The organism is Paenibacillus athensensis, assembly GCF_004514475.2.
In the GTDB taxonomy this organism is placed as follows: domain Bacteria; phylum Bacillota; class Bacilli; order Paenibacillales; family NBRC-103111; genus Paenibacillus_AL; species Paenibacillus_AL athensensis.
In genome coordinates, this window is the sequence record NZ_MYFO02000015.1 from 1 (window position 1) to 15584 (window position 15584).

The 15584-nt window shown below is 53.8% G+C and carries 9 protein-coding genes and 2 rRNA genes; 8 read left to right on the top strand and 3 right to left on the bottom strand.

Translation table 11 applies throughout. From position 1 onward, the window contains the following. From B5M42_RS21010 to B5M42_RS21020, 3 genes are all read left to right on the top strand, one after another. Positions 1-85: ribosomal RNA gene (locus B5M42_RS21010) — 23S ribosomal RNA — on the top strand; the annotation flags it as partial. An 83-nt stretch (positions 86-168) separates the two neighbouring features. Next, positions 169-285: ribosomal RNA gene (gene rrf / locus B5M42_RS21015) — 5S ribosomal RNA — on the top strand. 179 nt (positions 286-464) lie between these two features. Continuing rightward, positions 465-899 (top strand): hypothetical protein, encoded by a 435-nt coding sequence (locus B5M42_RS21020; protein ID WP_134756583.1) that lies wholly within the window; start codon positions 465-467, stop codon positions 897-899. An 85-nt stretch (positions 900-984) separates the two neighbouring features. Here B5M42_RS21020 and B5M42_RS21025 read toward each other — a convergent pair whose 3' ends face one another. Beyond that, positions 985-2271 (bottom strand): glycoside hydrolase family 16 protein, encoded by a 1287-nt coding sequence (locus tag B5M42_RS21025; protein ID WP_134756581.1) that lies wholly within the window; start codon positions 2269-2271, stop codon positions 985-987. 26 nt (positions 2272-2297) lie between these two features. Beyond that, the gene (locus B5M42_RS21030) at positions 2298-5354 is read right to left on the bottom strand and encodes a glycosyl hydrolase (RefSeq protein ID WP_134756579.1); all 3057 of its coding nucleotides are present in this window, start codon (positions 5352-5354) and stop codon (positions 2298-2300) included. 461 nt (positions 5355-5815) lie between these two features. Between B5M42_RS21030 and B5M42_RS21035 the strand changes: the two genes are divergently transcribed. Beyond that, complete coding sequence (locus tag B5M42_RS21035) at positions 5816-8302, top strand: glycoside hydrolase family 9 protein (protein ID WP_134756577.1); 2487 nt, start codon at positions 5816-5818, stop codon at positions 8300-8302. 280 nt (positions 8303-8582) lie between these two features. Here B5M42_RS21035 and B5M42_RS21040 read toward each other — a convergent pair whose 3' ends face one another. Next, positions 8583-9608 (bottom strand): LacI family DNA-binding transcriptional regulator, encoded by a 1026-nt coding sequence (locus B5M42_RS21040; RefSeq protein WP_209280782.1) that lies wholly within the window; start codon positions 9606-9608, stop codon positions 8583-8585. 432 nt (positions 9609-10040) lie between these two features. On the opposite strand from B5M42_RS21040, the gene B5M42_RS21045 reads away from it, so the two are divergent. From B5M42_RS21045 to B5M42_RS21060, 4 genes are all read left to right on the top strand, one after another. Beyond that, positions 10041-12170, top strand: a complete 2130-nt coding sequence (locus B5M42_RS21045; protein ID WP_134756575.1) for a methyl-accepting chemotaxis protein — start codon at positions 10041-10043, stop codon at positions 12168-12170. Between the two features lie 245 nt (positions 12171-12415). Further along, entirely contained in the window at positions 12416-13774 is a 1359-nt protein-coding gene (locus B5M42_RS21050; protein WP_134756573.1) for an ABC transporter substrate-binding protein, read from the top strand. Positions 13775-13869: 95 nt separating this feature from the next. Further along, on the top strand, positions 13870-14760 hold the full coding sequence (locus B5M42_RS21055) for a carbohydrate ABC transporter permease (protein ID WP_134756571.1): 891 nt from the start codon (positions 13870-13872) through the stop codon (positions 14758-14760). Next, a complete protein-coding gene (locus B5M42_RS21060) occupies positions 14760-15578 on the top strand; it encodes a carbohydrate ABC transporter permease (RefSeq protein ID WP_134756569.1) in 819 nt (272 codons plus the stop codon). Before B5M42_RS21055 ends, B5M42_RS21060 begins: the two co-directional genes overlap by 1 nt. Positions 15579-15584: the final 6 nt, after the last annotated feature.

Below are 15584 nucleotides of genomic sequence, written 5' to 3' on the forward strand. Positions count from 1 at the left end.
GAAGACGACGAGGTAGATAGGTTCGAGGTGGAAGTGCCGTAAGGTATGGAGCTGACGAATACTAATCGGTCGAGGGCTTAACCACAACACAAGCAACACTCACGCGTAACACAACGACTTGTTTCGTATCTAGTTTTCAGGGAATACCGTAAGGTATTGGACTGACTGTTTGGTGATGATGGCGGAGGGGACCCACGCGTTCCCATCTCGAACACGACCGTTAAGCCCTCCAGCGTCGATGGTACTTGAGCCGCAGGGTTCCGGGAGAGTAGAACGTTGCCAAGCAGACGATAAAGAAGCCTTTTGAGCTGATGCTCGAAGGGCTTCTTTTTTTGCAATTTGTTGCTCTTGCAGACAAGGTTTCCGAAATGCAGTCTGCCCGACGTCGCACATAAAGGCGGAGTGGAAGGCTCATACTGAATAGGTAGCTGCGTGCAAGCTAAGAGAAGCAGGAGGATACGCCTATGAATACAAACCAGACAACATCCGGAATGGAGCACGTGAGCCCATCCGGTTTTACTGTGATGAACGATCCGGGAAGCCGCACGGTAATCCAGGAAGTCGAAGCTTGGCTGCAGGGGCAGGTGGGCCGTGTATTGTATATCCGCAAAGGCGAGCAAAGGGACATGGACCGGATCGGCATCCGGCTGCAGCGCGTAGAGCTGCGGCATCGCGAGGAGCCCGTCGATGCATACGAGAGCGCGCATGAGCTCATTTTGCATGGTCAAGGGTGGACGGAAACGCAAGGCGAGGCAGGTCCGGTAAAAAGCCCTTTGCCGGAGGAGGTCTTTGAAATTCCGCTGCTTGGCCGTTGTACAGCCGTTGAAACCGAAACCGGACTGGAGCTGGCGACGGGCCGCGCTTGCTACTGGATCGAGCGAGAAGCGAGTCTTAGCTGATCAACTAACAAACCGCCTTTCCCCATCCTGGAGAAAGGCGGCTGCATGGAGAGCTCGGCATGTTGCTTGGTGCAGAGCCTGCTTTTTAGAAGGTGAACGATTTCTGCGCGGTTTCCGGTTGCTGGACGCCGTTTTTGGTATAGGTGAACGTATATTTGACGACGTTGCCCGTGCTCAAGCCGCCAATCGTGTACGACCAGCCCCCTGATACGGAGTTCATGTAGACGTTTTGCTGCACGCCGCCAAACAGCGCTGACGATTGGAAGTGCAGAATCGGTGCGGTTGTCGCTACGCCGGAAGCCGGAGTGAACTTAATCGTTGCGTTGCTGCCCGATTTGGTCACGGTCACTGTATAGTCTGCACTTGGCGACGGTGTAGGCGTCGGTGTAGGCGTTGGCGTCGTTGTGCCGCTGCCGGCTTTCGTGCGAACCTGAACGTAGTCGATTTTCATGGCCGCGCCGGAGGTCGTGGAGCTTGTCGGGTTGCCCGGCCAGCCGCCGCCAATCGCTACGTTAAGGATGATAAAGAAGCCGTGATTGGTAGCGTTGTTCCAAGTCGTGGAGTCGACTTGATTGGCATTGATGGTGAAGAAATTAACGCCGTCCAGGTAGTAACGTAGCTGCTGCGGAGAAACGCTTTTGTCGAACTCCACGGCATAGGTGTGGAAGCCGGCTTGCAGGGTCGGCGAGACGCCGCTTTTGTTGCCGCCGATTCCCGTCGTTTCATTACACGGCCCGCCTGGGCTCACGCCGCAGTGGAGGGTGGAGTATAGCGTGTTGACACCGTTGACATTCTCCATGATGTCGATTTCACCCGCTTGCGGCCAGTTGGTATAGTTGCCGCGGAACGGAGCGCCAAGCATCCAGAAAGCCGGCCAGTAGCCTTGTGCGGCAGCTCCTGTGACGTTGGGCAGTTGAATGCGTGCTTCAACGTGCATAATGCCGCCCGCAGGGGGCTGGAAGCTGCTGGATTTGCTTTCGATGCGGCCGGAGGTCCATGTGCCGTTCGAAGCGCGGATCGGCTTGATGTTAAGGTTGCCGGAGCCGTCCTGGAACACGTTGGCGGTGCTGTTGGTCATCGTTTCAATTTCGCCGGTTCCCCAATTGGCTGCGCCGCCCGGATAGCTGGTGCCGAGGTCGTATTGCCAGTCGGACGTATTGACGCCGGTGTTGGCCGCGCCGGTGAAGTCATCGGTGAACACGTTGGTCCACCCCGACGGCACAGCTGGTGCGGACGCATGGGCTAGCGGCGGATTCTGCAAGGTCGGAATCAGCAGGGTGATCACAAGCGCTAGAATCAACAGGGCGCATAAAAGCAGGTGAATCCGGTTGCGGCGATAAGCGGGCAGCAGGGATTGAAGCAGGTTGGACATGGACAGACCTCCCGGTCATTTTAAAATTAGAATGTAAAGGTTTGTTGTGCGCTTTCCGGCTGCTGAATCCCGTTTTTATTGTACGTGAACGAATATTTGACCACGTTGCCTGTGCTCAGACCTGTGACGGTGTAAGTCCATGTGCCGCCGGAGCCTGCGTTCATATAGACGTTCTGCTGAGCGCCGCCATACAGAGCCGTGCTTTGGAAATGGATGATCGGTGCTGTTGTCGCTACGCCCGATGCAGTTGGCGTGAAGGTGAAGATGGCATTGCTGCCCGATTTGGTGATGCTGACGCTGAAGTCGCCGGATACGGCAGTGACGGTAAACGCCGCGGCGCCGCTAGTGCCTGCGCTTGTCGTGACGGTTACATTGGCGCTGCCCGCAGCCAAACCGGACGGAACTGTGGCGACAATGGAGCTGGCGGACCAACTCGTTACAGCTGCAGTAGTCGAGCCGAATTTCACTGTGGAGCTGCCTTGCGTGCTGCCAAAGTTGGAGCCGCTGATGGTCACGCTTGTGCCTACAGGTCCGGAGGTTGGGCTCAGTGAGCTGATCGCCGGGCTGGAAGCGGCCGTTACGGTGAACGCGGACGTATTGCTGGTGCCTGCGCTTGTAGTGACGGTTACGTTTGTGCTGCCTGCAGACAGTCCTGTCGGCACATTGGCTACAATGGAGCTGGCCGACCAACTGGTGATTGTTGCTGTGGTCGAACCGAATTTCACTGTGGAGCTGCCTTGCGTGCTGCCGAAGTTGGAGCCGCTGATGGTGACACTTGTGCCTACAGGTCCGGAAGTCGGGCTAAGCGATGTAATCGCCGGAGCGGTCGAGCCGGTCGAGCCGATCGAAGTCGCGATTTGACCAGCCGGTACGGACAAGGTTTTTCCGTCGGAGAAGGTCACGGTGATCGCCGATGTGCCGGCGTTGTAAGCGACGTAGTTGCGTGTGGAGCCTTTTTTGAATACGCCGTAGGTTGGTACGTTTGCCGTTACGCTGGTATCGACTTGGCCAAGCGCTTGCATGTTGTAGAGGAAGCTGTACGTGTGCGCTTTCGTTTCGCCGTCCTCTGGCGTATAGCCCGTGTTGGCATTGTAAAGAGCAATCGCGCCGGTAGCGTCGTAGAGCGCCTGATACTCCCAGAAAATGTCCGGCCACATGTTCCAGTTGTTGTTGCCGCGTTCGGTTTGCAGCTGGTTGATGAATGATTGCGAATAAGTCGGGTTGTAGCCGAGATACATAGAGGCGCCGGTAACCGGCAAAATATTGATGCCGCGAATGGCTTGCGGATCGGCCGAGAACCAGGTCGCGTAAACGCTTTTGCCGCCCCAGATCATCGACGAGTAGTTGTGATTGTAGCCGGATTTGAAGTTCGTGCCGCTGGTGTTGAACCAGTATTCATTAATGGCATTAACTTCAGTGGTGTACAGGGAAATGCCGAGATCGCGAATGGTCGTATTGCCTGTTGCTTGGCCCCACAGGATCATCGCTTCCCATGCGTTGATGGCTTCGGACGACGACTCCTGATTGTTGCCGTCAGCAAACGGCGAATCCCCGGAGGCCCAAGAGTGGCCGGCATAAGGATCGAAGTTGCGCAGATAAGGAAAACGCGTATCGGTGCGGTCCCAGTTGGCGAAATCTTTGATCAGCAGGTTGACCATGCCGCCCCAGTTCGATTGCGAAGCCCACGTCGGATTGTTGCGGGCGACTTCAGCCGCTGCGCGCACCCAATAGCCATAGTGGAAATGGTGGTCGTTCAATTCGCCATCCGAGCCGTAGCTGGCCGGATAACCGATCAGTGTGCCCCAGTTGCCATCGTAATAGAACAGGTTGTTGCTTTTGCCGGAGGCGTTGAAGTTGCTGCTCAGCGTATTTTCCAGATACGATTCGAAGTTGCTGACCGCGGCGCTGTTGCCCGCTTGTTGAGCGATCGGCAGCAGGTTGGCGATCCGACCGAGATATTTGCCCAGCCAGTAGGTGTCTGTAGCGCCTACCGTATGATTCGCTTCGGTGCGAACCGCTTCGATTTGGCTATTCAGCGTCGAGGCGTTGTAGCTGCCGACAGCCGGGAGGTACGGCAGAATGCCCTGATACGTCATTGTGGTGGAGAAGGAGCTGCCGGAGAGCGTTTTCATCGTACCGCGCACGCTATTGTACGTGTAGGACAACAGCGAGTTGGAGCTGTTTTTCCACTGGTGCGGGTAGAGGGCGAAAATCGTTCCGGTTTGCGTGCCTTCTTTGGCCGATGTGGTTACGTTGTAAGTTGTCGTAACTTTGCTGGTCGAAGCGTTGTAGGAATAGCTTGTTTGCGTATCGGTGATAAATGAGTAGGCATACGTTTTAAAAGCGTTGAGCGTTGCCGTCGTATTATCGGGCAATACGGCTACGGAGAAATACGTTTTGCCGCCCAGATTGTTGGTCAGCGTAGCCGAGCCGATTCCGGACCAGGTCGTGCCGGTTGCGCCGAACAAGGCGTAGTGATGACCGTTTACGGTAACGCCGAGCACGTTGCTGGAAGCGGAGCCAGACCAGACAGTAGGCGTGGAGCTGAATGTCAGCTTGGGATTGCCGCCGGCATAAGTAGCGTACAGATACGGCACGCCGTGACCACTGGTAACGCGCATGGTGCCGCCGCCGCCGTTGTTCCACAGCATGGAGACGGTCCAGTCGGAATAGCCGTCCAGACGCGTGTCGGGGAAGGAGCTGGATGCGCTCGAACCGAGCGTGAAGTCAAGGGAATAAGCGCCGAACATGGCGTCGGCGGATGCCGATTGCACCGGATAGCTGACGCCGAGGCCGTCTGCTTTGGCTTGAATGCCGAACGGATGCGGGAACATCACGTCAGAGTATTGCTTCCAGGCCAGAGAGCTCCACCAGTCGTTGGTAGGTACGGCGCCGGTGACGCTGCTGGTTTTATAAATGGTGCTTTGCGGGCCGGTTGCTCCCGCCGGAAGCGTGTTGGTGTAGCTGCCTGCGCCTACAGTTACCGTAGCGGCCGAAGCGACGCCTGCGATAGAAGCGAGCATAGAGACGGTCATTGCTGCGGATAAGCCGAGGGAAAGCATTTTGTTTTTCCATGAAGCCATGAGTTTATACCTCCTAAATAGTCAGATGCGGTGGACAGAAGCTAATAAAAAGACAACGCCTCCTTCCCTAAAATTTTCCTTGAAAGCGCTTTTCACCGAGCGCTCCACTACATACTATTACGAAAAAATTCGGACGTCAATGAAAATCGTGAACGAAAATTTTCGATTTCTGGATTTTTGCGATAATGCTGAAATATTGGACGAGATATGCTTTGAAACGCTTGTAAATTGCATGATAAAAGCATTTTTGCATGAGTATAAGTGCGAAAAACGGCGAATTAATTAACGATGTAAAGAATGTTTGGAAGAAGAGATAGCGAAAATGTCCGAAAACTTTTAGTTATTTACTTGACTAAAGCTTGGGTTACGAAATATATTAGATGTAATAGTCGGCAAAGGCCGACTAAAATTTGGGGCGAGCTTTCGGCGTCTATATTTCACCATAGAAAGGAACTTGAACGATGGCCAATCGCGAACAATACCAGCAAATGAAATTCGGCAAGCGGATTCCGCTGCCGATTGATGAAACCGCTACCGCTGTACACCGTTGGCTGCACAAGCCTGTGCACAAAAGCCGCTTGCTCGATGCGGGCGAACACCTTGACCGCTGGGAGCATCAGGGACTTGGCGAGTTGGGGCTGACTGAGGAGCGCAGCTTGGACGGACGTCATGCCGTGCGGCTTTCTTCGGCTACCCTTTCAGATAAATCATACCAAACGGAGGCGCCGGGCCGATCCTACGGGAAGGCGCAGGCTTTTTTGAAATTTGACGGTGAGGACTGGACGGAGATGAATCGCATTTCGTTCTGGGTCTATCCGGATTTGCCGGGCTTTCGCAAGATTGTGCTGGAAGTAACGCTGCATAACGAAGGCGAGCTGATCAGCCCGGATAAATACAAGCGTGAAGGCATTAATTACGTGATGCTGGAGCCTGACAAGTGGAATCAAATTGTGTGGGAGATCGAGCATTTGCCGCGTGAACGCGTGACAGGCCTGGAGCTGGCGTACCGGCTTCAGGGCAGCGATGTCGGAGCCGCGACGACGGTGGCTTTCGACTTCAATCGGGTCGAGCTGCAACTGGTTGATCCCGATCATAACGAAGGCTGGCAGGTTGCGCCGGGCCAGATTGCTTTTTCCCATTCGGGGTATGACGTGCACGGTCTAAAGCAGGCGATTGCCAGTGGCGTGGCTGCCGAAAGCTTCGAGCTGGCGCAAGCGGCGGACGGAGCTGCGGTATTCACGGGACCGATTGTGAATGAAACAACGGCAACGGGAACTTTCCAGATTCTGGACTTTACGGCATACGCGGAGCCAGGGACGTATGTGCTGCGGGCAGGCGACATCACCAGCCGGGAGTTTGCGATTTCCGCCACGCCTTGGGAAGACAGCATCTGGAAGTCGATTAATTTCTTTTATTGTGAAAGGTGCGGTACGGAGGTGCCGGGCATACATGGCGTTTGCCACCGCGATTGGCTGGGCACGCATGGCGAGCATAGTATGGTCATCAATGGCGGCTGGCACGATGCCGGCGATTTGTCGCAAGGGCTGGTGAATACAGCTGAAGCGGTATATGCGATGCTGGCGCTGGCGCAGCATGTGCAAAGCACGGATGCCGGGCTGTACGAGCGGCTGCTGGAAGAAGCGCAATGGGGGCTGGACTGGATGCTGCGCACGCGTTTTGGCGACGGCTACCGGATGGTCTGGGCGACGATGGATTTGTGGACCGACGGTATTTTCGGCACTGCGGACGACGAGCAAAGCGAGGCGAAAAATGATCCGTTCTCGAACTTCACGGCTGCGGCGTCGCAGGCGCTGGCGTACAAGATGTATGGGCCGCACGACCGGATTCTTGCCGATTACTGCCTGCGGACGGCGGTTCAGGATTGGGGCTTTGCGCTGGAGCAGGTCAAGGAATGGGATGTGCTGCTGGCGTCGTCTGCGGTCCAAGCGGCTGCCGAGTTGTTCAAGGCGACCGGCGAGCAGGTGTATCTGGACAAGGCGGTGGAGCTGGCGCGTTTCGTGATGGATTGCCAGCAGGTCGAGCTGCCGGAGTGGGAAGTGCCGCTGAACGGATTTTTCTATAAAAAGCCTGGTTCCGGTCAGTTCGTTCACTACCATCACCGCGGGCACGATCAGGCGCCGATTCTGGCGCTTGGCGCTTTGTGCGAGTTGCTTCCGCAGCATGAGGATCAGCCGCGCTGGTATGCCGCGATTGGACTTTATGCGGATTTTGTCAAGAAAACGGCTGAATATATGGCTCCGTACTGGATGCTGCCGAATTCGATTTATTCGCTGGACGAGACGGACAATCCGGATTATCAGGAGCAGATTCGCGCAGGCGTTCGCTTGAGCGACAAGTTTTATTTGAAGAGATTCCCGATTTGGGGTGATTTCCGCGGCAATCTGGGCGTCGTATTGTCCAATGCCAAGGCGATTTCGTATGCGGCACGTTTGCGCGGCGATCGTTCTTTGTACGAACTGGCGCAAAAGCAGCTAGAATGGACCGTAGGCGCCAATCCGTTTGCGCAAAGTCTCATGTACGGGGAAGGTTATGACTATGCGCCGCAGTATACCGCGATGTCCGGCGATATTGTCGGCTCGCTGCCGGTCGGCATCCAGACAAAGCGCAATACGGACGAGCCGTATTGGCCGGTGCAAAATTGCTACAATTATAAAGAGGTATGGGTGCATCCTTCGTCCCGCTGGTTGTGGCTGATGTGCGACATGTCCGGCACGGGCTCCGTGAGCGGCGTCGCTCCGGGCGGCAGCGGGGGGCTTGAGATCCGCGAGCTGCAAACAGGCAAGCGCTACAGCGCGGTGGTGCGGGAGGACGGCGGCTTCGAGCTGCAGCTGCCATACGGCAAGTATGCTTTCGGCGACGGACAGCTGGAGCTGGATGTATTCCCGGGCGGCGTGTATGCCATTGAACTGACGCAAGCGGTCCGCTAAGTCAGCGGCGCGGGCGGCTGAGGGGTAGGCGGCGAGTTTTGCCTCCGCCGAGGCGTCGGCGGGCGTCGCTTGCTGCCGGGGGCAGAAGCTCGGCTTGACGAGCCGCGCCAAGCAGCTACAAATCAGGCTTTCGAGGGTTCTGCCTAAGCAGGCCAGAGCCGAACTACGCGCAAAAAGGACTGCGCCTGCCGGTAATAAACGGCAAGAGCAGTCCTTTTTGGCGTGCCCGAAATTCGTATAGGGAGAAAGCCATGTCCCGATTCACTGGCGAGCGGCCGAATTATAACGGTTCGACCTGCAGGTTGCAGGTTTGGCGGATGATCAGCTCCGGCTCCACCATGACCGAGCTCGACGAAAGCTGATTGTTGATCAGATCAAATAGCATCAAAGCTGCCAGCAAGCCGATTTTTTCCTTGTCCTGGCGTACTGTCGTCAGCGGCGGATCGATATATTTGCAAGCTTCAATGTCATCGCAGCCGATAATCGCGACATCGTGAGGCGTCGAATAGCCGTGTTCCTTCAGTGCGCGCATCGCGCCGATCGCCAGAAGATCGGATGCTGCGAACAAGGCGGTTGGCGGCGGTCCCTGCTGCAAGATGCTGCTCATCGCCGTGTAGCCGCTCTCTTCAAAGAAATCGGAGCCGTTGGCGAACCAGTTGTCGTTGATGGTCAAGCCGAAATTTTGCATCGCTTGCTTGAACGATTCCTCGCGCATCTTGGAAATCGGGCTCATCGTTGCGCCGAGGAAGCCGATTTCCTTGTAGCCCTGAAGGTAAAACTGCTCGACGACCTTGTAAGCGATTTTCGAATTGTCCGACATGATGAAGCCCGAACGCTTGCCCTTGAGCTCCAGGTCGATGCCGATGCATGGAATGTCGCTTTGATCCAGCTCGCTGATGCTTGGCTCCAGCTCATTGCCGTTGATCAGCACGCAGCCGTCGACTTGATAATAGTTGCAGCGGGCCAAGTAGTCCTCGCCGGCGCTATGAAACTTTTCGTTGGAAAAGAAAATAAGATCGTAGCCAAGCAGGCCGATTCGTTTCTTGAAGGAGTTGATGACATCTATAAAGAAAAGATGATTGAATTCCGCATTCACCTTGCCGGCGTAAATGACGCCGATCAAATTGGACTTTTTCGCCGCGGAAGCCCGCGAGGAAAAGGATGGCTGATAGCGATGCTCCTCAATAATTTTCATGACGCGCTGCTTGGTCTCTTCGCTGACGTCGTCGTAGTTGTTTAAAATTTTCGATACCGTCGATATGGAGACGCCGGCCAGCTTGGCAATTTCCTTAATTGTAATTTTCATAATGCTCACCTCGTTCTGTCTCCGAAAGCTTTTTCGTTTAATGAAAGTTTTCGTTAATTTTATATTATCATATTGAGCAATTTCGTCAATTGAATTTGTGCCTGAAAACGAAAAAACAGCAAAAAAACATAATATAACGCAATAAAACACCTAAAAAGCAAATCAAAGTGCATGTACATGGCAGACATTACCACCGTTAATTTTTTCAATGATAGTACGTTCTGCTAAAATTTATGAAAACTTTCGAAAAATCCACCTTTACAACAACGAAATTTTCGCCGATAATGGGGTAAAATAAGCATGCTGCGTTCTGCGTCTCTCCACAATCATGTCGGTTGAGGGGCGACGGAAGCGGCCGGTGAAGAGAGACTATTGCGCGGATCGCGCCGGGCTCTCTTTCCTTTTTACACCATCTAAAAGTGAGGGGACAACATGAAGAAGTCGAAGGTGGTTCCGAAGAGCATTCCTGGGAGAAGCAAGGCGCGGGAGCTGCTGCAAGCGGTGCGGCGCGGCGGGCGCTGGCGTTGGCCGGGCTTGCTGAATTCGGTGGGCAAGAAGCTGTTTTTGCTGTTCTTCGTCAGCATCGTGCTGTTTGTAGGCGTATCGGGGATTACGTCGTATCAAATATCCGGCTCCGTCGTCAAGTCGAAATATGCCGAAGCCACGCAGCAGACGATCCAGGAGGCGACGCAAAAGCTGGACATCTTGTTCCAATTGTATGAGGGTCTGGTGCTGCAAACTGGAACGAACTCGCAGATTCAGGATTATGCCAAGCTGATTTTCGAGAAAAAAGAGACGAGCGCAGTTGGCATCATTACCAATCTGAACAAAGTGAAGGCTTCGCTGCGCAGCAGCCGGCTGACGCTGCCGGGCATCGACAGCATCTCGATCATTCCCGAGGACATGCCGGACATGGTGTTCGAAGGCGGCGACTTGCCGGGGACGGTCCCGCGTGCCGGTCTGAACGAGCTGGGCTGGTATCACGCCATGCTGGAATCCAAGGATAAGCCGATTTGGCTGGCGACGAATCCGCAAGGGCATATTTACGAAACCGGGCATCCGGTGATTGCGGTCGGCAAGGTGTTTACGAATTATTATTCGAACAAGTCGGTTGTGGTGGTCGTTGAGGTCAATACGAAGGTGCTGGAGCAGCAGCTCGGCGGGATCGACCTGGGCACGGATAGCGCTGTGACGATTGTAGGAGCGGACGGCAATACGATTTACCAGAAGGAACAGGAGAAGATCGGCACGCCGTCGCCTTTCAAGGTGAAGGCAGACGGAGGCGTTGCGTATCAGGACGCCGAGGACGGACGATCCTTTCTCACGGTCAGCTCGCCGTCGGAGCGTACCGGCTGGAGCGTGCTCGGATTCGTGCCGGTGAGCGAAACGCTGAAGGATATGGACAGTATCTTCTACGCAACGCTGGTGATTGCGCTGGTTTCGGGCGTTTTCGCTTTGGTGATCGGCAACGTTGCGGTTCGGATGTTCGGCAAGCCGCTTGTCCGGCTGCGCAATCTGATGCGTTCCGGCGAGGAAGGCGATTTGAGCGTTCGCGCCAGCTTCGTATCCAATGACGAGATCGGCCAGCTTAGCGACAGCTTTAACCGGATGATGACGAAAATCAACGAGCTGCTTAGCCATACCCGCAGTTCGGCGAATCAGGTCCTGGAGATGTCGGCACAGCTTACGGAGGTTTCCGAGAAAACGGCGCATACCGCGCAAGAGGTGTCGCTGGTGATGGGGCAAATTGCCGACGGCACGTCGCATTTGGCGCAGGAGGCCGAGACGAGCAACAATATGAGCTTGACGATCAACGACAAGATTCACGATGTGGTGGAAGCGAATGAAGAGATGCACCGGCTGGCGGACAAAGTGCAGTCTTCAAGCGAAGCTGGCGTGCGCTATTTGCTGGAGGTCGTCGGCCATGCCGAGCAGACGGATCAGATGACGCGGGAAATGGCGGAAAAGGTGGAATCGCTCAAGGCAAGCGCGGAGTCGATTCGCAGCATCGTCGATTTGCTGAAAAATATTTCGCAGCAAACGAATGTGCTTTCGTTGAATGCCAATATTGAAGCGGCGCGGGCCGGCGCGGCGGGCAAAGGATTTGCTGTCATTTCGAACGAAATTCGCAGTTTGGCCGATCAATCCAAGGAGTCGCTGAAGGTCGTCGAGCAGTTCACGCTCAATATCCAGCAGGAGGTGGACGGCACGGTGGGCGTGCTGACGCGGGCCCGGCCGCTGTTTGCGCGGCAAATCAGCGCGGTGCGCGAGTCCGGCACGATTTTTCAGCAGGTCGAGCAGCGAATGGGCGAGTACAAGAGCCAGCTGGAGCTGGTGTCTGCCCATATCGGTACGCTGCAGGGCATTCAGGCGAAGATGAACGAGACGATCAGCGGCGTCAGCGCGGTATCCGAGGAGGCAATGGCATCGACGGAGGAGGTTGCTTCGCTTACCGAAAACCAGCTTTTCGTGAGCCGCGAGGTGGTCGATATTGCCCGTCAGCTGGAGCGGCTTTCCGAGGGATTGTCGGTGAATTTGTCCAAATTTAAGGTCAAAGAGTAGGTATTCGTGGAAGAAAGCGGATACACAGACGTTAACTCGAAATATTTTTCGAGCGTGATTTCGTGCTTTTTCGCTGCTTGGTCCAGAATTTGTCGAATGAAAGCGGAATTACGCATATTTTCACGAAAAATAGTACAGGGTATTTAAAAAAAGTACTTTACATTTACGAAAATTTCGGTAATAATATGGTTGTGGGACGAAACAATTTCAGAACAATACTCAAGAAGACTCAAGGGGGAAATGAAATGCTTAAAAAATGGTCTGTAGGACTCGTATCCGTAGTCGTAGCGGCATCTCTCGCCGGTTGCGGCGGAACCAGCACGGATTCCGGCAGCAGCGCAACAACATCGCCAGCTGCAACCGACGCGCCGAAAACTGATTCGGGCAAAGCGGTAACGCTGAAAGTGATTCACTGGAAAAACGAGGCGGCCAACAAATGGTTTGACAAATTCAACAAAAAATTCGAAGAGAAGTACCCGAACATCAAAATCGACTACACGACGGTTCCTTCCGACGATACGTTCAAACAACTGCAACAAACGCGTATCCAAGCGAATGACGTTGACGTCATCACGAACCTGTCCGCTCTGGTAGGCGCACCTGCCGACTGGTCGAAAGGCGCAGCCGACCCAACTTGGAAACAATGGATCGACGCCGGCCTGATCGCCGACCTGTCCGACCAACCATTCATCAAAAACTACACGCCTGAGTCGATTAAAGACGGCGGCACTTACAATGGAAAAGTCTACGGTATCACAACCGGTTCGGTTGCGTTCTCGGGTCTCTTCTACAATAAACAAATTTTCAGCGACAATGGCTTGAAAGTTCCTACTACTTGGGATGAGTTCGTAGCTGTATGCGACGCGCTGAAAGCGAAAGGCATCGCGCCAATCGGTTTCGCCGGCAAAGACATCTGGCCGATCAACCTGGCGGTTCAAGGTCTGCAAGCAAGCGTTCACAAGGATCAGCTGAGCTACATCAAAGGCTTGTGGGACGGTTCCAACAAGTTTAACGATGCCGAGTCGATGGATATCCTGACGAAAGCTCAAAAAATGATGGGTTATGCAGTTGACGGCTTCATGGGTGTTGACTACGGCTCTCTGCCAGGTCTGTTCGCTCAAGGTAAAGTAGCTATGATCGCTGACGGTACTTGGGACGCTCCAACGATTGCCGCTGCCAACCCTAACCTGAAATTCGGTTACTTCCCGATTCCAGGCAGCAGCGACGCCGCTCAAAACAAATCGCTTGCCGGTAAATATGACATGACGTTCATGGTTGCCGAAAAATCGAAAAACAAAGAAGCAGCCCTGCAATACCTGAGCTTCTTCTCCGAGCCGGCTAACTACGCTGAATACGTTAACGACGTAGGCTTCCTGCCAGTTCAACCGAACGTTGATCTGAAAAGCGAATTCATCAAAGAACTGACGCCTAACATGGAAGGCTTCAAACTGGCATGGGATCAGCTCTTCATCAACCGTAACAATGCTGGTGAGCACGTAGCTGGATCCAGCGTTCATGCTGAGTTCCTGGCTCCTGCAGGTCCAATCAAAACCGTTCAAGAGCTGGCTGATCTCTCGCAAAAAGAGTGGGACGCAGCGAAGTAATAATCGAATAAGCCTTTAACCTGATTTAGGGTCTGAGCAACTTGTCAGGCCCTAAATCTATAACAAAACAGCTATGACTGGAATGAGGTGTGAAGATGTATCCATTCGCAAGAGGGTTTGGCAAGCATGTGCCACTGCTGCTTCTTTTGCTTCCCCTGGGTTTGTATGTACTGTTCGGATTGCTGCCGTCACTCGGCACAGTGGTGTTTTCCTTCACAAATATGACCGGTTTGCCAGGTCAAGATTGGCATTTTGTCGGATGGCACAATTTCCATCGTTTCTTTTTCTCCTCTGACCAGCATGAGCGTCTTGTCGCGATTCGCCGCACGCTCGTTTTCTCGGCAGCGGTTACGGTTTTGCAAAACGGCATCGCGTTGTTTGTCGCCGTATTAATTAACCAGCGCCTGAAGGGCGATTCCTTTTACCGCGCGGTATTTTTTCTCCCGGTTGTACTCGGTGTTACGGTTTCCGGCTTGATCTGGAAAATGATGTTTAACTCGATGGATGGTCCCGTGCAAAAATTGATCGGACTGTTCGGCTGGCATTCGAATTTCTTGGGCAGCTACGACGCTGCGTTCCCGCTCGTTATTTTCGTGCAAATCTGGATGTACATGGGCTACTCGATGGTGATCTTTCTCGCCGGTTTGCAAACGATTCCAAAAGACTTGTACGAAGCCGGTTATATTGATGGCACGACGCCTTGGCAAGCTTTCCGCAATATTACATTCCCGCTGATCGCTCCATCCTTTACGGTCAACATTCTGTTGTCAATGATCGGCGCTCTGCAAACCTTTGATACGATTTTTGTTCTGACACAAGGCAAATTCTACACCAACACCCTCGCGGTGGACGTGTTTAACGCAGCGTTTAACGGCACCCTTGATCTGGGTTACGCTTCCTCTGTTGCTATGATTCAGTTCGTATTCGTGTTCGTGGTCGTCATCGTTTCCCAGTATTACCTGAGAAAAAGAGAGGTGCAGATGTAATGAAGGTGAATCGTACGCTGCAGATTGCCTCTTATATTGTTATTTTGGTGCTGATCGCGCTTTACGTGATTCCGCTGTTTCTGGTTCTGAACACATCGGTGAAAACGGTGGAGGAGTTCAATTTAAGTCCGAACGCTCTGGCCACCTCCATTCATTTGGGCAATTTTGTGAAAGCCTGGCAGCTTGGCAATTTTGAAAAATACTTCTTGAACAGCTTGCTGTACACGTCTGTTGCTACTGTACTGACCGTTCTGCTCTCGCTGTTTGCTGCTTTCCCGCTTGCCCGGGGTTATGTCAAATGGAGCTCAGCCATTTACTTATTTTTCTTGCTTTCGATTTTCCTGCCGAACCCGATGGTTCCGCAGTTCAAAATGATTCAATGGATGCATCTGTATAACAATCCGATCGGTTACATGATTCTCAAAACGACGGGAACCGGCATCGTATTCATGATGTTCGTCGGTTACATTAAATCGATTTCGAGAGATTTGGACGAAGCGGCCGGCATGGACGGCTGCGGCTACGGACGCTTCCTGTTCTCCATCGTGTTCCCGCTGATGAAGCCGGTGGTGGCGACAGGCATTACGCTGACGGCGATTCAGACATGGAACGATATCATCGGTCCGACGATTTATTTGTCCAACGAAAAATATGCGCCGGTGACGAAGGGGCTGTTCAGCTTCTACGGGCAATACACGAACCAGTGGCCGCTGCTGGCGTGCGGCATCATGATCATTGTGCTTCCGCTGATTATTCTTTATCTGTTCGTACAGCGCTATCTGGTAGACGGTGCTTTGGCCGGTGCGGTGAAATCGTAAGCCGCC